This is a genomic window from Cupriavidus sp. 96C5-1 (assembly GCF_057798855.1).
Genome location: NZ_JBYOJU010000032.1, coordinates 31,597 through 53,516 on the forward strand (window position 1 = coordinate 31,597; position 21,920 = coordinate 53,516).

General features: G+C 67.0%; 19 protein-coding genes and 1 pseudogene. 8 read left to right on the forward strand and 12 right to left on the reverse strand.

The genetic code is table 11. The annotated features are described in order from the left end of the window. Positions 1 to 12: 12 nt before the first annotated feature. The 7 genes and pseudogenes from urtD to AC3FOF_RS29095 all read right to left on the reverse strand — a co-directional run bounded on the left by urtD (position 13) and on the right by AC3FOF_RS29095 (position 7,757). Entirely contained in the window at positions 13 to 798 is a 786-nt protein-coding gene (urtD, locus tag AC3FOF_RS29065) for an urea ABC transporter ATP-binding protein UrtD (RefSeq protein WP_488728542.1), read from the reverse strand. A gap of 14 nt (positions 799 to 812) precedes the next feature. Then, complete coding sequence (gene urtC / locus AC3FOF_RS29070; RefSeq protein ID WP_276268441.1) at positions 813 to 1,862, reverse strand: urea ABC transporter permease subunit UrtC; 1,050 nt, start codon at positions 1,860 to 1,862, stop codon at positions 813 to 815. Positions 1,863 to 1,866: 4 nt separating this feature from the next. Beyond that, on the reverse strand, positions 1,867 to 2,769 hold the full coding sequence (gene urtB, locus AC3FOF_RS29075; RefSeq protein WP_017226452.1) for an urea ABC transporter permease subunit UrtB: 903 nt from the start codon (positions 2,767 to 2,769) through the stop codon (positions 1,867 to 1,869). Positions 2,770 to 2,856: 87 nt separating this feature from the next. Then, complete coding sequence (gene urtA / locus AC3FOF_RS29080; protein ID WP_488728543.1) at positions 2,857 to 4,050, reverse strand: urea ABC transporter substrate-binding protein; 1,194 nt, start codon at positions 4,048 to 4,050, stop codon at positions 2,857 to 2,859. A 515-nt stretch (positions 4,051 to 4,565) separates the two neighbouring features. Continuing rightward, a pseudogene (locus AC3FOF_RS29085) lies at positions 4,566 to 5,870 on the reverse strand (MFS transporter); the annotation flags it as partial. Positions 5,871 to 5,973: 103 nt separating this feature from the next. Further along, positions 5,974 to 6,906, reverse strand: a complete 933-nt coding sequence (kce, locus tag AC3FOF_RS29090; protein ID WP_488728544.1) for a 3,5-dioxohexanoate:acetyl-CoA acetone transferase — start codon at positions 6,904 to 6,906, stop codon at positions 5,974 to 5,976. A gap of 68 nt (positions 6,907 to 6,974) precedes the next feature. Beyond that, entirely contained in the window at positions 6,975 to 7,757 is a 783-nt protein-coding gene (locus tag AC3FOF_RS29095; RefSeq protein ID WP_276268443.1) for an SDR family oxidoreductase, read from the reverse strand. Between the two features lie 104 nt (positions 7,758 to 7,861). On the opposite strand from AC3FOF_RS29095, the gene AC3FOF_RS29100 reads away from it, so the two are divergent. Then, on the forward strand, positions 7,862 to 8,638 hold the full coding sequence (locus AC3FOF_RS29100; RefSeq protein WP_035810965.1) for a GntR family transcriptional regulator: 777 nt from the start codon (positions 7,862 to 7,864) through the stop codon (positions 8,636 to 8,638). A gap of 21 nt (positions 8,639 to 8,659) precedes the next feature. Here AC3FOF_RS29100 and AC3FOF_RS29105 read toward each other — a convergent pair whose 3' ends face one another. Genes AC3FOF_RS29105 through AC3FOF_RS29125 form a run of 5 tightly spaced genes read right to left on the reverse strand, consistent with a single transcriptional unit; the run spans position 8,660 to position 13,253 of the window. After that, positions 8,660 to 10,228 carry a UxaA family hydrolase gene (locus AC3FOF_RS29105; protein WP_488728545.1) on the reverse strand — a complete coding sequence of 523 codons (1,569 nt, stop codon included), beginning with the start codon at positions 10,226 to 10,228 and terminating at the stop codon, positions 8,660 to 8,662. A 49-nt stretch (positions 10,229 to 10,277) separates the two neighbouring features. Then, entirely contained in the window at positions 10,278 to 11,075 is a 798-nt protein-coding gene (locus tag AC3FOF_RS29110; RefSeq protein ID WP_017226446.1) for a transporter substrate-binding domain-containing protein, read from the reverse strand. A 47-nt stretch (positions 11,076 to 11,122) separates the two neighbouring features. Then, positions 11,123 to 11,851, reverse strand: a complete 729-nt coding sequence (locus AC3FOF_RS29115) for an amino acid ABC transporter ATP-binding protein (protein ID WP_488728546.1) — start codon at positions 11,849 to 11,851, stop codon at positions 11,123 to 11,125. 34 nt (positions 11,852 to 11,885) lie between these two features. After that, positions 11,886 to 12,530, reverse strand: coding sequence for an amino acid ABC transporter permease (locus AC3FOF_RS29120; RefSeq protein WP_017226444.1), 645 nt, complete (start codon positions 12,528 to 12,530; stop codon positions 11,886 to 11,888). A gap of 39 nt (positions 12,531 to 12,569) precedes the next feature. Next, positions 12,570 to 13,253, reverse strand: coding sequence for an amino acid ABC transporter permease (locus AC3FOF_RS29125; protein WP_017226443.1), 684 nt, complete (start codon positions 13,251 to 13,253; stop codon positions 12,570 to 12,572). Positions 13,254 to 13,528: 275 nt separating this feature from the next. Here AC3FOF_RS29125 and AC3FOF_RS29130 point away from each other — a divergent pair, with 275 nt between their 5' ends. The 7 genes from AC3FOF_RS29130 to AC3FOF_RS29160 all read left to right on the forward strand — a co-directional run bounded on the left by AC3FOF_RS29130 (position 13,529) and on the right by AC3FOF_RS29160 (position 21,906). Continuing rightward, positions 13,529 to 14,575, forward strand: coding sequence for a GntR family transcriptional regulator (locus AC3FOF_RS29130; RefSeq protein ID WP_276268444.1), 1,047 nt, complete (start codon positions 13,529 to 13,531; stop codon positions 14,573 to 14,575). Positions 14,576 to 14,923: 348 nt separating this feature from the next. Beyond that, positions 14,924 to 15,820 (forward strand): nitrilase family protein, encoded by an 897-nt coding sequence (locus AC3FOF_RS29135; protein ID WP_276268445.1) that lies wholly within the window; start codon positions 14,924 to 14,926, stop codon positions 15,818 to 15,820. 91 nt (positions 15,821 to 15,911) lie between these two features. Beyond that, the gene (locus AC3FOF_RS29140) at positions 15,912 to 17,078 is read left to right on the forward strand and encodes a substrate-binding protein (RefSeq protein ID WP_488728547.1); all 1,167 of its coding nucleotides are present in this window, start codon (positions 15,912 to 15,914) and stop codon (positions 17,076 to 17,078) included. A gap of 72 nt (positions 17,079 to 17,150) precedes the next feature. Beyond that, a complete protein-coding gene (locus tag AC3FOF_RS29145; protein ID WP_488728548.1) occupies positions 17,151 to 17,984 on the forward strand; it encodes a branched-chain amino acid ABC transporter permease in 834 nt (277 codons plus the stop codon). A 34-nt stretch (positions 17,985 to 18,018) separates the two neighbouring features. After that, complete coding sequence (locus AC3FOF_RS29150) at positions 18,019 to 19,821, forward strand: ABC transporter permease subunit (protein WP_488728593.1); 1,803 nt, start codon at positions 18,019 to 18,021, stop codon at positions 19,819 to 19,821. Next, positions 19,818 to 20,525 carry a branched-chain amino acid ABC transporter ATP-binding protein gene (locus AC3FOF_RS29155; RefSeq protein ID WP_488728549.1) on the forward strand — a complete coding sequence of 236 codons (708 nt, stop codon included), beginning with the start codon at positions 19,818 to 19,820 and terminating at the stop codon, positions 20,523 to 20,525. The genes AC3FOF_RS29150 and AC3FOF_RS29155 overlap by 4 nt, the downstream gene beginning before the upstream one ends. Before the next feature lie 103 nt (positions 20,526 to 20,628). After that, complete coding sequence (locus AC3FOF_RS29160; protein WP_488728550.1) at positions 20,629 to 21,906, forward strand: amidase; 1,278 nt, start codon at positions 20,629 to 20,631, stop codon at positions 21,904 to 21,906. The last annotated feature ends 14 nt before the right edge of the window (positions 21,907 to 21,920 follow it).

Sequence of the window (21,920 nt, forward strand, 5' to 3'; positions counted from 1 at the left end):
GTGCTCCTGTACTCAATGACCCAGATAGACATCGATCACGCGCTGGTCGTCCTGGACTTCCGTCACCGTGCCCTCGCTGAGCAGGCGTCCCTGGTGCAGCACGGTCACCTTCCTGGCGATCCGCTTGACGAAATCCATGTCATGCTCGATCACGATGACCGCCTTGCCTTGCGCGATGCGGTTGAGCAGCTCGGCCGTCAGTTCGCGCTCGCGCGGGCTCATGCCGGCAACGGGCTCGTCCAGCAGCAGCAGCCTCGGGGCCTGCATCAGCAACATGCCGATCTCAAGCCACTGCTTCTGGCCGTGGCTGAGCCTGCCGGCCTTCTGCTCAAGGTGATCGCACAGGAACACCGTATCGGCGACGGCCTCGATCTCGTCGATCACGGCCCGGCTGCGGCGAAAGAAGATCGACTGCAGCACGCCCTGCCCCCTGGGCATCGAGATCTCGAAATTCTCGAAGACGGTCAGGTCCTCGTAGACCGACGGCGTCTGGAACTTCCGGCCCACCCCCGCGCGCACGATCTCGTGCTCCGAGAGCTGGGTCAGGTCCTGCCCCTCGAACCACACCTTGCCGGAAGACGGCCGGGTCTTGCCGCAGATCATGTCGAGCAGCGTGGTCTTGCCGGCCCCGTTGGGGCCGATGATCACCCGCAGCTCGCAAGGCGCGATGTGCAGGCTCAACTGATCGACGGCGCGAAAGCCGTCGAACGACACGGTGAGTGCATCCACCCGCAGCAGGGCGGACAAAGCGGTGGAGACCTCCCCCACCTCGCCCGGCATAGGCGCTAGACGGTCCATATCGAGCTCCGCGTTCATTTGGCCCCTCCCGCATTCGGCTGCGCCCTGCTCATGCCGGCCATCAGCCCGGCCAGCCCGTTCGGCATCGCAACGACCACCAGGATGAAGATGGCCCCCAGGAAATAGAGCCAGATCTCGGGGAAGGTCTCCGAGAGATAGGACTTGAGAAAGCCGACCAGCAAGGCGCCCACGACGGCCCCCGGCACCGAGAGCCGCCCCCCCACCGCAGCGAAGATCACCATCTCGATCGAGGCCACCACGCCCGCCACGTTCGGCGAGATCAGTCCGACCTGCAGCGTGTAGAAGGCGCCGCCGATGGAGGAAAGCACCGCCGCCAGCATGAAGACAAAGGCCTTGATATGCGCCGTGTTGTAGCCGCTGAAGCGAACCCGGGCCTCGCTGTCGCGGATGGCGATCAGGATCTTGCCGAAGCGGCTGCGCAGCAGCAGCGACGCCAGCAGCATCAGCACCGAGACCGCCGCCGCCTGCACGAAGTACAGCTTGCGCCTGGCGGCGTCGCCGACGATGTCCATGCCCAGGAAGGTGCGGAAATCCGTGATGCCGTTGGCTCCGCCCGTATCGCCTTGCTGGCCGACGATCAGCACGGTCAGGGTCATGGCCAGGCAAAGCGTCACGATGGCGAAGTACACGCCGCTGACGCGCCGCTTGAAGATGGCGTAGGACAGGCCATAGGCAAGGAGCGCCGGCACCGCGAGAATCATCAGCAGCGTAAAGCCGATGCCATGGAAGGGCTCCCACCAGAACGGCAGCTTGTCGACGCTGCTCCAGACCATGAAGTCCGGCAACGCCGGCGCCGAGGCTTCGAGCTTGAGGAACATCGCCATCATGTAGCCGCCCAACCCGAAGAAGATGCCCTGCCCGAGGCTGAGAATGCCGCCGTAGCCCCAGGTCAGCACGATCCCGATCGCCACGAAGGAGAAACACAGGTATTTGCTCAGCAGGCTCAGCCGGAAATCATCCAGGCCGAGCGGCAGCACGACGATCAGCAGCAGTACCACGCATGCCAGCGGCAAGGTGCCGGATTTTCGTAGGGGAAAGGTCATGGCATCACCCGCGGGTTTTTCTTGCGAACAGGCCGTTCGGCCGGAAGTACAGCGCCGTGATCACCAGCAGCAGGATCGCCACCTTGGCCATCGAACCGCTCATGAGGTATTCGAGCGTGGTCTGGGACTGCGCGATGGCGAATCCGGACAGCGCGGTTCCGATCAGGCTCTGCACGCCGCCAAAGACGACCACGATGAAGGAATCGACGATATAGAGCTGCCCCGTGCCGGGATTGGTCGAGCCGATCATGGTGAAGACGCATCCCGCGATGCCGGCCAGCCCTGACCCCAGGGCGAACGTGGCCGCGTCCACCCTGTTGGTGTTGATCCCTACCGCATTGCTCATGGCCCGGTTCTGCGTCACCGCCCGCACGCGCAAGCCCCAGCGCGTGCGGTAGAGCAGCAGGTACACACCCAGCGACACCAGCGCCGTCAGGCCGATCACGAAGATCCGCGTCAGCGGCAGCTGTATGCCCGGGACCGGCTCCCACGCGCCGCTCAGCCAGGTGGCCAGCGGCACGCTGACTTCCTGCGGCCCGAACACCGAGCGATAGGTCTGCTGCAGGATCAGGCTCAGGCCCCAGGTGGCGAGCAGGGTATCCAGCGGCCGGTCATAGAAGAACCGGATGAAACCGCGCTCGAGCGCATAACCCAGCGCGAAGGTGGTCAGGAAGGCCACGGGAATGGCCGCGAACAGATAGCCGTCCATCCACTGCGGCGCATGCGTCTCGAAGCATCGCGCGGTCAGGTAGGTCATGTAGGCGCCAAGCGCCATCAGCTCGCCGTGCGCCATATTGATGACGCCCATCAGCCCGAACACGATGGCCAGGCCAATCGCCATCAGGAACAGGATCGTGAACAGGCTGATGCCGTTGAAGACCTGCATCGCTACGATGTCTATGTCCATGCTCGTTCTCTGGAAAAAAATGGGGGCATCGCCACCGGGTAGCCGGTGTGCCGCCAGGCATGGCGCGGCACGGCCGGCGCGGCGGGTTCAAAGCTTCGGAAACGGATTGGGCTCGATCGGGTTGGGCGATTCCCAGACGATGTCGAACTGGCCATCCGGCCGCGCCTTGCCCACGCGGACCTTCTTCCAGACGTGCTGGTTGGTGGCATGGATGCGCACCGTGCCTTCCGGCGCGTCGAAGGCGATGCCCGCGGCGGCGGCGCGCACCTTGTCGGGATCGAACGACCCGGCCTTCTCCACGGCGAGCTTCCACAGGTAGACGCTGTTGTAGGCCACCTCCATCGGATCGCCGATCACGCGGTCCTGGCCGTAGCGGGCCTTGAAGGCCTTGACGAAGCGCTCGTTGGCCGGGTTCTTGAGGCTCTGGAAATAGCCCATGCACGCGTAGTAGCCAACCGCGTTGTCCTTGCCGATGCCTTCGATCTCGTTCTCGGACACCACGGTCGAGAGCAAGGTGATCTTGCTGCCGTCCAGGCCGGCCGCGCGCAGCTGCTTGTAGAACGCGACGTTCGAGCCGCCCACCACCGTGCTGTAGATGCAATCGGGACGGGCCGCCTTGATCTTGTTGATGATCGAGGAGAATTCGGTGTGGCCCAGCGGAGCGTATTCCTCGCCCGCGAGCTTGCCGTTCAGGCGTGCGATGGTCGCCTTTGCGATCTTGTTGCAGGTGCGGGGATAGATGTAGTCCGAACCCACCAGGAATATCGTCTTGCCCTTCTCGCGCGCCATCCAGTCCACGGCCGCCACCACCGACTGCGTGGCCTCCTGCGAGGGGTAGATCACGTGCCTGTCCTGCTCCTGTCCTTCGTAGTAGGTCGGGTAGAAGAGCAGCCCGTTGGCGCGGGCCAGCGCCGGCAGCACGGCCTTGCGGGACGCGGACGTATAGCATCCGATAATGGCCGCGACCTTGTCGCGCTCCAGCAGCTTGCGCGCCTTCTCGGCAAAGATCGGGTTCTCGCTCGCGCCGTCCTCGACCACGATCTCGATCTTGCGGCCGAGCACGCCGCCCGAGGCGTTGATCTCGTCGACCGCCATTTTCTCGGCGTCCACGAGCGAGGCCTCGGCGATGGCGATGGTGCCCGACAGCGAGTGCAGCAGCCCAAGCTTGACGGTGCCGTCGGCCCGGGCGATGCGAGGCGCGAGCAGCGCGCTGGACGCGGCACCGAAGGCGATCATGGATCCGGCGGCTTGCACGAATCTGCGGCGATTGAACTGGCTCATCAGATGCTCCTTGGTCCGTATAAATGGCGATTGATGTACTATTCAGAGCAGACCTCCGCGCGCTTTTTTGCAAGCCCGCCATGCCACTCCAAAGCGGATGCGCGAGACGTTTTCTGCAGGCAAAGCTCCGCCACTGGCCGTCTCGACGTCCATCCAAAAATTTCCGATTGAAACGACAAAACGCAAAAAGCCCGAACCGGTAGAACCGGGTCGGGCTTTTTTGCCTTTGCACTTCGCTGGCGATATTGGCAGCGAGTGCGGAATGTCGAATGACGAAATTTCGTCTAGGGAGATTTATAGCATAAGGTTTTGCTTTTAGCGTAGGTACTTTCACTGATTACGCTGCATTTCCCCGCTAACGTGCCGCAGCGCCGCGGCACCGCTTTACCGTTGTGCATGAAACACCTTTGGAGTGCGGCCCGGCCGCGTGCCGCACGATCGCAGTGCAATGCATCCGGCCGCGCGGCGCCGGGCCGATGGCAATCGCCACTCACGCCACTCACGCCGCCCCCCCGCTCCTGCCCCTGGCGCAGCCGCATACTGGCCAGCGCGGCGAGCACCAGCATGCCGGCGATGATGATCAGGCCGTTCCTGGTACTGCCCGTGGCCTGCTCGATCACGCCCATGACCGACGGGCCGATAAAGCCGCCCACCAGACCGCAGGTATTGACCAGCGCCAGGCCGCCCGCCAGCGCCACGCCGGCAAGGCGCGAGGACGGAAAGAGGAAGATCACCGACTGGACCACGAAGAACATGGATGCCGTCAGGCTGAAACCCACCATGGCGACCACCGGCCCCGCATAGGCCGCGAGCAGCAGGCCGGCGGACATCGCGGCAAGCCCGGCCACCAGCATGCGGCGGCAGCGCCGCGGGTTGCTGGCCAGGCGCGGCAGCGTGGCTGCCCCGAGCGCCGCGGCGATCCACGGCAAGGAGTTGAGCATGCCGACCTGCAGGGGCGACAGCTTGCCATAGGTGCCGATGATGCCCGGCAGGAAGAAGATCACGGTGTAGATGCTGATCTGGTGGCAGAAGTACACGAAGATCGCGAGCCAGATCTGGCGATCGGCGAGGCACCCCCGGAACGAATGCCCGACATGTCCGGCGCTTGCTTCCTCGGCCTGCTCCGCCGCCAGGCGGCGCTCGACCTCCCGTGCTTCTTCGGGGGACAGCCAGGTTGCGCTGGCGGGGCCGTCCGGCAGCTTCTTCCACACCACGAAGGCAAAGGCCACCGCCGGCAGGCCCTCCAGCACGAACATCCATTGCCAGCCTCGCCAGCCCAGCACGCCGTCCATCTGCAGCAGCGCGCCGCCGAGCGGTCCGCTGAGGATGTTGGCAATGCACACGCCCAGCAGGAAATACCCCGTTGCGCGCGCCCGTTCCTTGCGGCCGAACCAGTAGGTGAGGTAAAGCATCACGCCGGGGAACAACCCGGCCTCGGCCGCGCCCAGCAGCAGGCGCATGACATAGAACGAGGTCTCGCCGCTGACGAAGGCCATGCCCGCGGACAACAAGCCCCAGGTGACCATGATGCGCGTGATCCAGAAACGCGCGCCCACCCGATGCATGATCAGGTTGCTCGGGACCTCCAGCAGCGCGTAGCTGAGGAAGAACAAACCCGCGCCCAGCCCATAGGCCGCCGCGGAGATGCCCAGGTCAACCGCGATATGGCTCTTCGCCAGCGCGATATTGGTGCGGTCGAGAAAGCTGATCACATAGGCCAGCACCAGCAGCGGCATCAGCTTCCTGAACAACAGCGCGTTCAGCGAGCGATGATCGGCGAGCGGCGCTTCCCGTGCGGGTTGCACATAAGTGGTTGACATGACCTGTGTCTCCTGTCGGCGGTACTTGTTCGGTTTTCGGGAGGCGTCGAAGGCCTCCTGCGTCCGCGTGTGGTGCTGCTTTTGCGAGGCGGCGCGCCTGCCGTCAGAAGGCCACGTTTGCCGCGCCCTTCAGATCCAGCATCTCGCGCGCCTCGTCCGGGGTCGCGACATCGATATTCAACGCGTCGAGCACGCTGCGGATGCGCAGCACCTGCTCGGCGCTGGAAGCCGCCAGCCGGCCGGGGCCGATCCACAGCGAGTCCTCCAGGCCGACGCGCACGTCGGCGCCCATCGCCGCGCCGATGGTTGCCAGCGGGATCTGGTTGCGGCCGGCGCCGAGGATCGACCAGCGGTACTGGTCGCCGAACAGCCGGTTCGCGGTCCGGTGCATATGCATCAGGTCTTCCGGATCGCCACCGATGCCGCCCAGGATGCCGAAGACCGACTGTACGAACACGGGCGCCTTGACCAGGCCGCGGTCAAGGAAGTGCTTCAGGTTGTTCAGGTGGCTGATGTCGTAGCACTCGAACTCGAAGCGCGTGCCGTTGGCGTTGCCGATCTTCAGGATGTTCCCGATGTCGCTGAAGGTGTTCTTGAAGATCAGGTCGCGGCTGTTCTCCAGATGCTGGCGCTCCCATTCGTGCCTGAATTCCTTGAAGCGCTCCAGCATCGGGAACAGGCCGAAGTTCATCGAGCCCATGTTCAGCGAGGCCAGCTCCGGCTTGAACGTGGTGGCGGGGCGCATGCGCTCCTCCACGCTCATGTGGGGGCTGCCGCCGGTGGTGATGTTGATCACGGCATTGGTGGCGGCCTTGATCTTCGACAGGAAGGGCCGGAACAGTTCGGGGTCCTGCGAGGGGCGTCCATCCTTGGGATCGCGCGCGTGCAGGTGCAGGATGGCGGCGCCGGCCCGGGCCGCATCGATGGCCGCCGTGGCGATGTCGTCGGCGCTCACCGGCAGGTACGGCGACATGCTGGGGGTGTGGATCGCGCCGGTTGGGGCGCAGGTGATGATGGCTTTGGATCGGGCTGCCATGGCGGGCTCCGTATGAAATCGGTTAGTCGGTGCAGGATCGGTGCGGGTGCGGCGGGCGGCGGGCGGCGTCAGCTCAACGCTTGCGTGAGGCCATCGACCACCAGTTCCTGGCCGGTGACATTGGCGGCCAGGCCGCTGCAGGCAAACAGCACCATGTTGGCGATGTCGCGCGCCGTCACCATGCGGCCCAGCGCGGCTTGCGCGGTGTAGGCGCGCGTGACGTCTTCCAGCGGCTGGCCCAGCGCCTCGGCCTTTGCCGCGATCACCGCGCGGATGCGCGGCCCGTCGACCGCGCCCGGCAGTACCGCATTGACGCGGATGCCGTCGGCGCCCAATTCCAGCGCCAGTGATTTGGTGAAGCCCACCACCGCCCATTTGGAGGCCGAGTAGACCGAGCGCCCGGGCATGCCCAGATGGCCGGCGGCGGAGGACAGGTTGACGATGGCGGGCTGCCTGCCACGGCGAAGCCGGGGCACGGCGAGACGGGCGCACAGGAACTGGCCGGTGATATTGACCGCCAGCGTGCGCTCCCAGTCGGCCAGGGCCAGGGTCTCGACCCCGCCGGTGGGGCCCGCCACGCCGGCATTGTTCACCAGCACGTCGAGGCCGCCGAGCGTGCGGTCGGCGGCCTCGAACAGCGCCGCCACGTCGGCCTCGCTCGATACATCGGCGCGGCAGCCGTGCACCGCGGGCAGCGTAGCCGCCAGACGCGCCAGGCCGGCCTCCTGCACATCGCACACCAGCACGCGCGCGCCGGCTTCCACGAAGGCGCGCGTGATTTCCAGCCCGATACCGTCGGCGCCCGCGGTCACCAGGACCCGCTTGCCCGCCAGGGATTCGTCATTCCACATAGTCGTCAGCTCCTTGGATGCGCCGATCGGCATCCACGGCAGCCATACTATATCTGTGATCACAGATCGCAAATCGGGAATACCCTATGTGCTATGATCGATTCATGTCCCTGCCCGAACTTGTCACCCCGTTAAAGCGCCAGACCCTGAGCGGCGATGTCTATGTGCAACTGAGAGAACTGCTGATGAGCGGGCACATGATGCCCGGCGAGCAGATCTCGCTGCGCAGCACCGCCGCTGCCCTGGGCGTGAGCGTGATGCCGGTGCGCGAAGCGGTCCACCGCCTGGTGGCCGAACAGGCGCTGGAGCTGACGCCGAACCGCGCCCTGCGCGTGCCGATCATGAGCGTGAGCCAGTTCCGGGAGATCACCAGCATCCGGATCAACCTGGAGGGGCTGGCGACGGAGCAGGCGGCCGGGCACCTGGGCGACGCCGCGATACAGCAGATCGGCGCCCTGCACGAGCGCTTCGCGGAAGAGATGGCCAGGCCGAAGCCGGACTGCTCACGGCTGATCGCCGTCAACAAGGAATTGCATTTCGCCGTCTACAAGGGCGCCGGCATGCCGATCCTGCTGCAGATGATCGAAGCGCTGTGGCTGCGCATCGGCCCGATCCTGAACCACGACCTGCGCTCCGGCTCGCGCCGCGTGGGCGAGCAAGTGGCCGTCAACCATCACGCCCGTCTGGTCGCGGCGCTGAAGCGCAAGGATGGTGGCGCGGCGAGGGCCGCGCTGCGGGGCGATATCGAAAGCGCGGCGGAATACATCGTGTCCGCGGGCGTGCTGCTGGCGGCCGATGCGCTGGATGAGCCGGTGCCCGGCGCGGGCAAGCCGGCCTCGAAGACCGCCCGCCGCGCAGGCGGCGGGCGCAAGACGGCCTGAGCAGGCCGGCAACCCTCCCCTTCAGGTAATCGCCCCCAGCTGCCAGGGCACGAATTCGCTCTGCCCATAGCCATGCAGCTCGCTGCGGGAACGCTTGCCGGACGCCGTGTCCAGCATCAGCTGGAACAACTCGGCACCCAGTTGCGCGATGGTGGCGCTGCCATCCAGCACCGTGCCGCAGTTGAGGTCCATGTCGTCCGACTGACGCTGCCACAGCGCGGTGTTGGTGGCGAGCTTGACCGAGGGCGAGGGCGCGCAGCCATACGCCGAGCCGCGCCCCGTGGTGAAGCAGATCAGGTTGGCGCCGCCCGCCACCTGGCCGGTGGCGGAGATCGGGTCGTAGCCCGGCGTATCCATGAAGACCAGGCCGCGCGCACGCACCGGCTGCGCGTATTCGTACACTTCGGCAAGATTGGTGGAGCCGCCTTTGGCGATGCCTCCCAGCGATTTCTCCAGCACGGTCGTCAGGCCGCCCGCCTTGTTGCCGGCGGAGGGATTGTTGTCCATGCTGGCGCCGTGGCGCTCGCAATAGGCCTCCCACCAGCGGATGCGCGCCACCAGCTTGCGCCCGATCTCCGGCGTTTGCGCGCGGCGCGTCAGCAGGTGCTCGGCGCCATAGATCTCCGGCGTTTCCGACAGGATGGCGGTGCCGCCGTGGCGCACCAGCAGGTCCACCGCCGCGCCCAGCACCGGGTTGGCCGAAATGCCGGAATAGCCATCCGAGCCCCCGCATTGCAGGCCCACCACCAGGTGCCGCGCCGGCACCGGCTGGCGCGGCACCGCATTGGCCTGCGGCAGCATGGCCTTGATCAGTTCGATGCCGTGGGCAATCGTCCTGGTGGTCCCCCCCGTGTCCTGGATGGTGAAGGTCTGCAGCCGCTCGCTGTGGGTGAGCCCCTGCGTGGCCAGCAGCGCGGAAATCTGGTTGGTCTCGCAGCCCAGCCCGATCACCAGCACGCTGGCGAAGTTGGGATGGCAGGCATAGCCGCCCAGGGTCCGCTGCAGCACGGCCAGCCCTTCGCCCTGCGGATCGACCGCGCAGCCCACGCCGTGCGTGAGCGCCACCACGCCGTCCACATTGGGATAGGCCGCCAGCGCTTGCGGGTGGATGTCGCGGCGAAAATGGTCGGCAATGGCGCGCGCCACCGTCGCCGAGCAGTTCACGGAAGTCAGGATGCCGATGTAGTTGCGGGTGGCCACGCTGCCATCGGCGCGCACGATGCCGTCGAAGGTGGCCGGCTCGGCCTCCGCCTGCACCGCGCGGGTCTCGGCGCTGTAGGCATAGTCGCGCGTGAAATCGCCCATCGCCAGGTTGTGCGTATGCACATGCTGCCCGGCGCGGATGTCCTGGCTGGCAAAGCCGATGATCTGGCCGTAGCGCCGTACCGCCTCGCCCTGCGCAATCGCGCGGGTGGCAATCTTGTGGCCGGGCGGAATCAGGCCGATCACGGTCACCCCCTCCTCGGCGACGGGCGTGCCGGCCACCATCTGGTCGCGGGCGATGACCACATCGTCATCGGCGTGCAGCCGGATGGTGCGCGACGTACGCGGGGCGTGCGCTGGGGCGGCGGCTAGGGTGTCTGTGCTCATGGGATGGATACTCGCGGTGTGAATGGCGGCGCGGCGATCTGCGCCGTGGTTACTTGATCATCTCGTCAGGCAGGGCCATGCCGAAATACTGCTTGTAGATGCCGTTGATCCTGCCGTTCTTCAGGTTGGTGCTGACCCAGCCGTCGAGCCAGTTCTTCAGCGCCGTATCGCCCTTGCGCAGGCCGATGGCGTACGGATAAGCCTTCATCACGAACTTGATTTCCAGGTCGCGCGACGGATTGCTCTTCTTCACCACCGGAATCACGCTGACGGCGGCGGCGAGATAATCCTGCTGGCCGGTGGAGACCGCGGTGTTGGTGGTGGCGTCGTCCTCGTAGCGCACGATGTTCACGCCTGGCACTTCCTTGGCGCCGCGGCTGAGTTCCTGGTCCGCGGTGGTGCCGCGCGTGACGGCGATGGTCTTGCCGGACAGGTCGGGAAAGGCCTTCAGCTTCGCTTGCGCCGGTCCGCCCACCACCACCGGCACCACGCCGTAGGGCTCGGAGAAATCGATCACCTTCTTGCGCTCGTCCGTCACGGAGAAGGAAGCCAGCACCACGTCGGCCTTCCTGGTCAACAGGTAGGGCACGCGGTTGGGCCCGGTCACCGGCACGATCTCCAGTGCCACGCCCAGGTCCTTGGCCAGCAGCCGCGCGGTGTCCACATCGGAACCGCTCTGCCTGGCCTGGCCATCGAGCATGCCGTAGGGCGGGGCGCCGATATCCACGGCAACCAGGATCTTCTTGCGCTGCTTGATGGTGTCGAGCGTGTCGGACCAGGCGCTGGCCGAGAGGCCCACGAGCAGCAGGGCGGCGAGCGAGCCGAGGACGCGGCGGTTGAGGTTCATGTCGATGTCTCCTTGTTGGTATGTTGCGAGGCGAAGGCTTCCGGGGGTCAAAGGCCGTTGCCGACAAACTGCTTCAGCTCGGGCGTGGCCGGCGCATCCAGCAGCTTGCCGCTGCCGCCTTCCCAGACGATGCCCTGGTGCATGAACATGATCTGGTCCGCCACCGAACGCGCGAAGGCCATCTCGTGGGTGACCAGCACCATGGTCATGCCGTCATCGGCCAGGCGCTCGATCACCCTGAGCACCTCGCCGGTCAGCTCCGGGTCCAGCGCCGAAGTCACCTCGTCGAACAGCATCAGGCGCGGCTGCATGGCCAGCGAGCGGGCAATCGCCACGCGTTGCTGCTGGCCGCCGGACAACTGCTCCGGGTAATAGGTGGCCCGTTCTTCCATGCCCACCTGCCTGAGCACATGCATGGCCAGCTCGCGTGCCTCCTGCCTGCCGGCGCGCTTGACCTTGCGCGGCGCCAGCATGACGTTCTCTTCCACGGTCAGGTGCGGGAACAGGTTGTAGCTCTGGAAGACGATGCCCACTTCCTTGCGCAGCTCGCCCAGCGCCACGTTGCCGTCGTGCATGGCGCGCCCGCATACGTGCAGCGCGCCGCCGCTGACGCGCTCCAGCCCATTGATGCAGCGCAGGGCCGTGCTCTTGCCCGAGCCGCTGCGGCCGATCAGCGCCACCACCTCGCCGGCGCGCACCGAGAAGCTCACGCCCTTGAGGATCTCCACCTGCCCGAAGGATTTGCTGACCTTGTCGAAGCGGACGATGTCTTCCATGCTTGTCTCCATGTTTCTTTTGGCTCTCGCGAGTTCAAACCCGCTTGAAACGCCGCTCCAGCCGGTACGACAGCGTCGACAGCGGATAGCAGATGGCGAAATAGAGCAAGGCGGCGATCGAGAACACCACGAAGGGCTCGAAGGTGGAGTTGTTCACCACCCGCGCCGAATAGGTCAGGTCGAAGAAGCCGATCACCACCGCGTACGAGGAGTTCTTCACGATCTGCACCAGGAAGCTCACCGTCGGCGCCACCGCGATGCGCGCGGCTTGCGGCAGGATCACGTGCACCACGCGCTGCAGCGGGGTCAGGGCCAGGCATTCGGCCGCCTCCCACTGCGTGCGGGGCACGGCCTGGATGCAGCCTTTCCAGATCTCGGCCAGGTAGGCGCTGGCATACGCCGTCATGGCGATGCCGGCGGCCACCAGCGCGGGCAGGTCGAAGCCGCCCACGCTGATGCCGAAGTACACCACGAACATGATCACCGGCAGCGGCACGCCCTGCACCAGCTGCACGAACACGCCGGTCGCCGTGCGCAGCACGCGGGCGCCGCGGCTGCGCGCCAGGGCCAGCGGCAATCCCACCAGCGCGCCGCCGAGAAAGCCCATGGCCGACAGCAGCAGCGTCCAGCCCGCGCCGCGCAGGATGAACAGGACTTGATCCAAGGAAAGGCTGGACATGATGCTTGGCTCCGCGTCGAAAACAGCACGTTGGAAGAATCAGAGAGGGGTCTTCAAGCGCCGGCGGCGCGTGAAGGCCAGGGCGCCCACGCCCGCCATCGACAACCGCAGCAGCCAGGACAGCACCAGGTAGACCAGCGCGATGACGATGTAGATCTCGAAGCCGCGAAAGGTCTCGGACTGGATGCGGTAACCCACCGCCGTGAGTTCTTCCGCCGAGATCTGCGACATGATGGAAGTGGCCAGCATCATCAGCACGAACTGGCTGATCAGCGCCGGATACATGCGCTCCACCGCCTGCGGCAATACCACCAGGCGCAGCATCTGCCAGCGCGACAGCCCCAGGCAGGATGCCGCCTCCAGCTGTCCGCGCGGCACCGACTCGATCCCCGCGCGCACGATCTCCGTGGTGTAGGCGGACACATTGACCACCAGCGCCACCACCGCCGCCGCCATGGCCGGCACCCGCACATGCACCGCCGCCAGCCCGAAGAACAGCCAGAAGGCCTGGATCACCAGCGGCGTGTTGCGAATCACATCCACATAAGCCGTGACGCAGCGCCGGGCCCAGGCCGGCCCCTGCGTGCGCACCACGGCGAGCGCCGTCCCCAGCACAAAGCCCAGCACGATGGTGGCCGCCGACATGCGCACGGTCAGCCAGGCCCCATCGAGCAGGTCGCGCCAGTTGGCGGACAGGAAGCTGAAATCGAACTGGTAGTCCATCGGGGATGCGCTCTTTTGTTTATGACGCCACGCTGGCCGGCGCCCTGTCTCTCGTATTCGCAAGTCCGGGCGCGCGCTGGCGATCCGGCATGGACCGAAATATATGACTATTGCCGACAATGGTCAACATAAGGAGATACCCGTGTATCATCCGCCCCATGCATCACCCGATACCGCGTGCCAGGGCAGATCGCCGATACTTATGGATAGACGAGCGGCGCCGGCCTGATGGCCGCGCCGATCCCACCCCACCAGCCAACCGTTCCGGAGACAACGTGCCGAGTTCACCGACGGCCGCGCGACAAGACAAGCGCGCCGCCCCCTTCCCAGCCGCGCAGGAAGCCGACGAAGCGCATCGGCATGCGCCGATCTACGCCGTCATGATCGAACTGCTGCGCAAGGCCATCGTGGAAGGCTCGCTTGCGCAGGGCACGGTACTGCTCGAAGGGCATCTGGCCGAGATCCTGCGCTCCACGCGCTCGCCCGTGCGCCAGGCCCTGCGCGAGCTGGAAGCCGACGGGCTGGTCAGCCGTTTCGAAGGCCGCGGCTTCGTGGCCGGTCCCGCCGGCACCGCGCCCATGCGCATCCCGCTGGCCCCCGCCATGCTCGGCGTGGAAAGCGCGCCCGACGTCGCGCGCAAGACCCTGGGCTGGGAAGTGATCTACGACGAAGTGGAGCGCGACCTGGTGCACCTATCGGTGTTCGGCCGCTACCGCGTCAATGAAGTCGAACTCGCCCGGCACTTCAATGTGGGGCGAACCGTGGTGCGCGACGTGCTGCTGCGCCTGGAAAGCCTGGGCATCCTGGAGAAGGACGAACGCCTGCGCTGGGTCATCACCCCGCTGGACGCGCAGCGCATCCACGATCTCTACGAACTGCGCTCGCTGGTGGAGCCGGCAGCGCTGCGCGCGGCCATCGGCCATGCCGGCAGGGCGGAGATCGAAGCCATGATCGCCGACCTGCACAAGGCGCAGCGCGTCTACCCCAAGGTCAGCCGCACCGCCATGGACCAGCTGGAACACGACCTGCACGTGCGCCTGCTCTCGCAATGCCCCAACAAGGAATTGCTGGGCAGCCTGCAGCGCACGCGCTGCATCCTCACGCTGAGCAAGCATGTGCTGGGCGTGTCGACGCCGATGCCGGAGGCCGACCCGTTCATATCCGAGCATATCGGCGTACTGCAGGCCGCCGCCGACGGCGCACCGCGCAAGGCTGCCGACCTGCTGCGCGACCACCTGGAACTGTCGTGCGAGAAAGTGACCCGGCGCGCGGCGCTGGTGCGCGAGACGTTCGCGCTGCCCGAGGTTTCGTATATCGCGTGAGCTGGCGCGGCGGGGTTCCGCCTGCCGCGCGGCGGTCTGCGCGATGCTGATGGCGCTGCTCACCGTCGTCGCCGCCCGCATGGCTTCGGAAGGCGCGCGCAGGTCGTTGGCCATCTGACGATGACGGACGGTCCGGTTGGCTTGCGGCGCCCAAGGGAAAACCCTCGACCAAAGAACACCGCTTGACACCTCCCCACGCCAGCCGCTAGCCTTTGTCTGTGGTCGCCTAGCCATGACGGCAGGCACGATGACCACGGCAGCAGGACTGCTGCTCAAACTGGATGGCTATGAAAGCCCCCGACTTACGCGACAAGCGTGGTCGGGGGCTTTTTGTTTTTTGGAGACGTAATGGAGATATCGCAAGCCCTGCACCACGCCGGTGCTTTCCCTGACACCATTGTCGCAAGCATCCAGATGGAGCCGCGCGTGGGCGACAGCGCCGGCAACCTCTCCCGCTCGCTGCAAATGATCGAAGAAGCGGCGGCGGCCGGCGCGGCCCTGGTGGTCTTGCCCGAACTGGCGAATAGCGGCTACGTCTTCCACAGCCGCGACGAAGCCTTTGCGCTGGCCGAGCCACTGCCCGGCGGCGCCTGCGCGAGCGGCTGGATCGAAGCCGCCCGGCGGCTGGGCATCCATATCGTGGCCGGCATCGCCGAGCGCGATGGCAACCGGCTCTACAACTCGGCGCTGGTGGCCGGGCCCGACGGCTACCTGGGCAGCTACCGCAAGCTGCACCTGTGGGGCGACGAGCACCTGTTCTTCGAGTCGGGCAACCTCGGCCTGCCGATTTTCGATACGCGCATCGGCCGCCTGGCTGTGGCGATCTGCTACGACGGCTGGTTTCCCGAGGTGTACCGGCTGCTGGCAATGCAAGGTGCCGACATCGTCTGCATGCCGACCAACTGGGTGCCGATGCCGGGCCAGGCGCAGCAGCAGACCGCCATGGCCAATGTACTGGCCATGGCGGGCGCGCACAGCAACGGCGTGAACATCGTCTGCGCCGACCGCGTCGGCACGGAGCGCGGCCAGGCCTTCATCGGACGCAGCCTGATCGTCAGCGCCGAGGGCTGGCCGCTGGCAGGCCCGGCAAGCGCCAGCGAGGAGGAAATCCTCTATGCCCGCATCAATCTGCGCCAGTCGCGCCATGCGCGCCACCTGAACGCCTTCAACCATGTGTTGCGCGACCGGCGCGACGACCTCTACGACCCCATGCTCGGGACCGGCTGGCCGCTGCCGCGCCACTAGCGCCTTGCCCGCACCCCGCAACTTGCCGCGACCCGATTGCCCTGACATCGCCATAGCCACCGTCATTACCACCAGCCCCCAGGAGAACAACATGCATCCACGCTCCCTCCGCCTGATCGCAGGCGCTATCGCCGCCTGCGGCGCGCTGTGCGCCACCGCCGTATCCGCCGCCGGCCCGATCAAGATCGGCGTGCCGGTGGGCCTGTCCGGCGCCAACAGCGTCATCGCGCCGGCGGTAGTGCAGTCGTCGCAACTCGCGGTCGACGAGATCAATGCCGCCGGCGGCATTCTCGGCCGGCAGCTGCAGCTCGAGATCGCCGACGATGCCTCGGGCGCGGTGGGTGCGCAGAAGGCCTACGATTCGCTGGTATTCCAGAAGAAGGTCGACGCCATCCTGGCCATGGAGACCAGCGCCGCCCGCAATGCCGGCCTGCCGATCGTGGCGCGCGGCCGCGTGCCCTACATCTACACCTCGTTCTACGAAGGACGCTCGTGCAGCCCGTGGATGCACGTGAACGGCTGGGTGCCGGAGCAGCAGGTGGCGCCGGTGGTGGACTACTTCACCCGGCAAAAGGGCACCAAGAACTTCTTCCTGGTAGGCAACGACTACGCCTTCGGGCGCGGCATGCTGGAATTCACCCGCAAGTACATCCAGCAGCAAGGCGGCAAGGTAGTGGGGGAGGAGTACCTGCCGATCGACGGCGCCGACTGGACGCCGATCCTGTCCAAGATCCGCGGCGCCGGCGCCGACGCGCTGATCAGCGCCACCGCCGGCGGCGCCCCCAATGTGTCGCTGGCCAAGCAGCTGAAGGGCGCCGGCATGACGTTGCCCTATGCCAACCTGGCCATCGACGAAGGCACCGCCAGGACCATGGCCGACGTGGCCACCGGCATCTATCTGTCGGCCTCCTACCTGACCGGTATCGACACGCCCGAGAACAGGAAATTCATGGACGCGCTGAGCAAGAAGTTCGGCAACCAGATGAAGACCCCCAACGAGCTGTCGGAGCCGCAATACGAAGCCTTCTACCTCTACAAGGCCGCCGTTGAAAAAGCGGGCTCCACCGATCCCGGCAAGGTGGTGGCCGCGCTGAGCCAGGTCTCGTTCAACGGGCCGCGCGGCACGGTGCAAATGAACAAGAGCCGGCACACCCCGCTGTCGATGCGGCTTGGCCAGGTGCAGGCAGACGGTTCCATCAAGATCCTGGAAACCTTCCCCAGTGTCGATCCAGGCCCGCAATGTCCTAACCTGAAGTAAGCAAGCATCCGGCGTGGCCGCCCGCCCGCGGCGAGCCGGCCACGCGTGCAGCCACTGGAGTGGAGAGAACCTATGGTGTTGCTGTTGGACATACTGACCACCGCGGCGGTGCTGTTCATCGTCACCGCCGGGCTGATGATGATCTTCGGGGTGATGAAGATCGTGAACTTCGCCCACGGCGCGCTGCTGACGCTGGGTGCCTACGCCAGCTTCGTCGTCACGCAGCTCAAGCTGCCGCCCCTGCTGGGCCTCCCGCTGGCCATGCTGGCTGGCGTCGTGGTGGGCATGCTGGTGGAAAGCGCGATCGTGCGTCCGCTCTACAAGCGCCCGCTCGATGCCATCCTGGCCACCTGGGGCCTGGGCATCGTGATCGGGCAACTCATCGTGATGGCGTTCGGCCGCGAGGTCCAGTTCGTGGAGCCCCCGGTGCAAGGCGCGCTCGCTATCGCCGGCACCAGCTATTCGGCCTACCGCTTGCTGCTGATACCGGTGGCGCTGGCGCTGTGCGCGGCCATGAGCGGCCTGCTCAGCGGTACCCGTTTCGGCGTGAAGACGCGCGCGGTGATCATGAACGAGGATCTCGCGCGCGGGCTCGGCATCCATTCGGGCAGGGTGCGCTTCATCACCTTCAGCCTGGGGGCCGGGCTGGGCGCGCTGGCCGGCGCGCTGATCACGCCGCTGTCCAGCGTCGATCCCGCCATGGGTCTGCCGTGGCTGGTCAGCGCCTTCATGCTGGTGATGGTGTCCGGCCACTCCATGCTCAGCCTGCTGTTGACCTGCGTGGTATTCGGCGCCTGCCAGGTGCTGGTCAGCACCTATCTCAACCCGGTACTGGGCGGCCTGACCATTGCCGTCCTGGCCGCGCTCACACTGCGCATTCGCCCCCGGGGATTCGCCCATGGCTGATACACATGCTCCTCCCGCCGGCCTCGACACGGCCATGGCGCCTCGCCGGCGCCGCACCAGCGCACGCGGCGCAGCCGCACTCGGGCTGGCCGGCGCGGTCCTGCTGGTGGCTGGCCCCTGGGTGTTCGACGCTTATCTGCTCAACATCCTGATCAAGGCCTTCTTCTTTGCCATGGTGGCGGTCACAGTCGACGTGCTGTGGGGCTACACCGGCTATCTCACGTTCGGGCAATCGGCATTCTTCGGCATCGGCGCCTATGCCGCCGGCCTGGTGTTTACCCACGCCGGTTTCTCCGCCGCCAACGCGCTGCTGGCGCTGGCGCTGGCGGTTGCCGCGGCGGCCGCCGTGGCGGCCCTGGCAGGCTGGTTGTCGTTCTACCACGGCGCCTCGCCGTTTTTCGCCACGGTGATCTCGCTCGTGCTCCCGATCGTGCTGACCCAGTCGCTGCTGTCGGCCGGCACCTGGACCGGCTCCAGTTCCGGCCTGACCGGCTACGAAACCTTCGACCTCTCGCTGGAGGCGTGGTACTGGATCGCCGGCGCGGCGCTGGCAGCGGTGACGCTGCTGGCCTGGGTGGCGGTACGCAGTGACGGCGGCCGCGTGCTCACCGCCATTCGCGACAACGAAGCGCGCTGCAACTACCTGGGCATTCGCACCGCCTGGGTCAAGATCGCGCTGCTGGTGGCCACCGCCGCCGTTGCCGGCGCAGCGGGTTTCGGCTATGGCGCCTTCAGCGGCGTGGTGGCGCCGGAGCTGGGCGGCTTCGTGCTCGGCACCGAGCTCATCATCTGGGTGGCGCTTGGCGGGCGCGGCACGCTGTGGGGGCCGGTGATCGGCGCAGTGCTGATCAATGTGGCCACCGCCTACCTGAGCAGCAGCATGCCGTTCGCCTGGCAGCTGATCCTCGGCGCTGCCTTCGTGCTGGTGATCGTACTGCTGCCGCGCGGACTGGTGCCGCTTCTGCTGGCGCCGTTCGGACTGGGGCGGCGCACCGCTGTGCCGCCGGCTTTGGCGGAGCGCGCCGTGCCTGCGCCGGCCACCGCCGCCGACACCGGCGAGCCGGCCCTGCGCATGCGCGGCGTAGCCAAGCACTTCGGCAGCCTCAAGGTGCTGCAGGGCATCGAGCTGCAAGCCCGTGCCGGGGAACTGGTCGGGCTGATCGGCCCCAACGGCGCCGGCAAGACCACGCTCATGCGCTGCCTGAGCGACGGAACCGAACGCTCCGCCGGCCAGGTGCGGCTGTGCGGGCACGACATCCGCCAGCTGCCGCCCGAGCACTGCGTGCGCTTCGGCCTCGGGCGCAAGTTCCAGAACGCCAATGTGTTCGAAACCCTGACCGTGGCCGAGTGCCTGCGCATTGCCGGCACCATCGCGCAGCGTCCCTCCTGGCTGCGCGCCTCGCCGGTGCTGACGCTGCCGCCCTATGCACTCGACGTGGTGCGCACCACCGGGCTCGACGCCAAGCTCGACACGGTCGCGCACGATCTCTCGCACGGCGAACAACAGGCGCTGGAACTGGCCATGGTGCTGGCACTGGAGCCGCGCATCGTGCTGCTCGACGAACCCACCGCGGGTCTCACCAAGACCGAACGCAGCCGCATCGGCCTGGCGCTGGCAGCGCTGGCCCATCGCTACCGGCTATGCTGCCTGCTGGTGGAGCACGACCTGGACTTCGTGCAGGAGATCGCCACGCGCATCGTGGTGCTGCATCAGGGCAGCATCGTGATGCAGGGCAGCTTCGACGAAGTGGTCAACTCCGCGCTGGTCAAGACCATCTACGCCGGCAGCGCGCACGCCGCCGATCACGCAGGCCGCGGCGAGGGGGAGGCAGCATGATCCAACCCGCTCTCGAACTGCAGGCCGTCACCAGCGGCTACCGGAACGCCGTGGTGCTGCGCGAGCTCTCGCTCTCGATCGCGCCAGGAGAGGCCGTGGCCCTGCTTGGCAAGAACGGCATGGGCAAAACCACGCTGCTCAAGACCATCATGGGCTACCTGCCGCAGCTGGATGGCAGCGTGCACGTGCAAGGCCACCCGGTCACCAACCTGCCCCCTTACCGCATCGCGCGCTGCGGCATTGCCTACGCGGCACAGGAGCATGCGCTGTTCCAGGACCTCAGCGTGCGCGACAACCTGCGCCTGGGGCTGGCGCGGGAAGCGCTGTTCGCGGCGCGCTTCGCCGAGATCGAGCCCGTTTTCCCGGTGTTCGCCAACCGCTTGCGCCAGCCCGCCGGCACGCTCTCGGGCGGCGAGCAGAAGATGCTGCTGGTGGCGCGGGCCCTGATGATGCGGCCCGCCATCATCCTGCTCGACGAAATCACGGAGGGCCTCCAGCCCTCGGTCATCGAGCGCCTGGCCCAGGCCTTGCTATGGGAAAGGCAGCGCCATGGCACCACCATGCTGATCGTCGAGCAGAACGTGCCGTTCGCCTTGCAGGTGGCCGACCGCTACCTGGTACTCAAGCAAGGCGAGATCATCGACCGGGGCAATGCAAAATCCGCGGGCGCCGCCGGCGTCATCTTCGATCACCTGAGAGTATGAGCATGACGATTCCCTCGAACCCCTCGATTCCCAGCGGCAATCCCGGCGACATTCCCGCCAGCATCCCCGATGGGATACGCCTTGGCCTGCAGGCGGACCACGCATGACCGCGCTCTACCAGCCCATCTCCGCGCTCACCCTGCTGCGCCAGCTGGAAGGCAACGAGCAGGCGCGCCGCCACTACCTGCGCGAATGCCTGGCGCGCATGCACGCGCTCGACCCGCAATTGAACGCGCTCACCGCCGTAACGGACGAGGCCAGCCTGCTGGCCGCTTCCGACGCCGCGCATGGTCCCCTGGGCGGCTTGCCGGTACTGCTCAAGGACATCATCGATACACGCGATCTGCCCACCGCCTATGGCTCGGCCATCTACCAGGGCCACCGCCCGGCGGCGGACGCCGCGGTGGCTACGCTGCTGCGGCGCCAGGGCGCCGCGCTGGCCGGCAAGACCGTGACCTGCGAGTTTGCCTATATGGCCGCCGTGCCCACACGCAACCCCAGTGCGCCGGCGCGCACCGCGGGCGGGTCGTCCTCGGGCTCGGCCGCGGCGGTGGCGGCCGGCTTCGCGCCGTTCGCGCTGGGCACGCAGACCGGCGGCTCCACCATCCGGCCCGCCGCGTTCTGCGGCATCGCCGGCTACAAACCGAGCTTCGGCATGCTGCCTACCGCCGGCATCAAATGCTTCTCCTGGTCGTTCGACACCGTGGGCCTGTTCGCGGCCGGCGTGCGCGACGCTGCCTACCTGGCGCAGGCCTTGTCAGGGCAGCGGCTGGCGGTGCCGTCGCCGTTGCCGGGCGCGCCGGTCTTCGGCGTGCCCGACAGTTATCCCTGGGGCGCGCCATCTGCCAACGCCGCGCGGGCACTGGCCAGCGCAATACGCGCCATCGAGCGCGCCGGCGGCATCGTGCGCCCGCTGCGCTTCGCGCCGTGGATGGCGGCGCTTGCCGACGCCCACGCCACCATCCAGGGATATGAGTCCAGCCGCACCCTGGGCTACGAATACGATCGCCATCGCGATCAGCTAACATCGAAGCTGCGCGACTTCCTGGCGCGCGCCGGCGCAATCGATACCGGCACCTACCTGGCCGCCTGCGCGCAGGCCGAAGCCGCCCGCGGCCAGTGCAACGACTGGTTTGGCGGTATCGATGCGCTGCTCACGCCCAGCGCGCCGGATGAGGCACCCGAGGGACTGGCCACCACCGGCGATCCGGCCTTCAACCGCAACTGGACCTTGCTGGGCACGCCGTGCGTAAGCGTGCCGGGCCTGCACGGCGACCACGGCGCGCCGCTCGGCATCCAGGTGATCGGCCGCCGCGGCGACGATGCGCGCACCCTGGCGAGCGCTGCCTTCGTCGAGAACGCATTGCTGCGTCACGCATGATCTGCCCGCGCCAA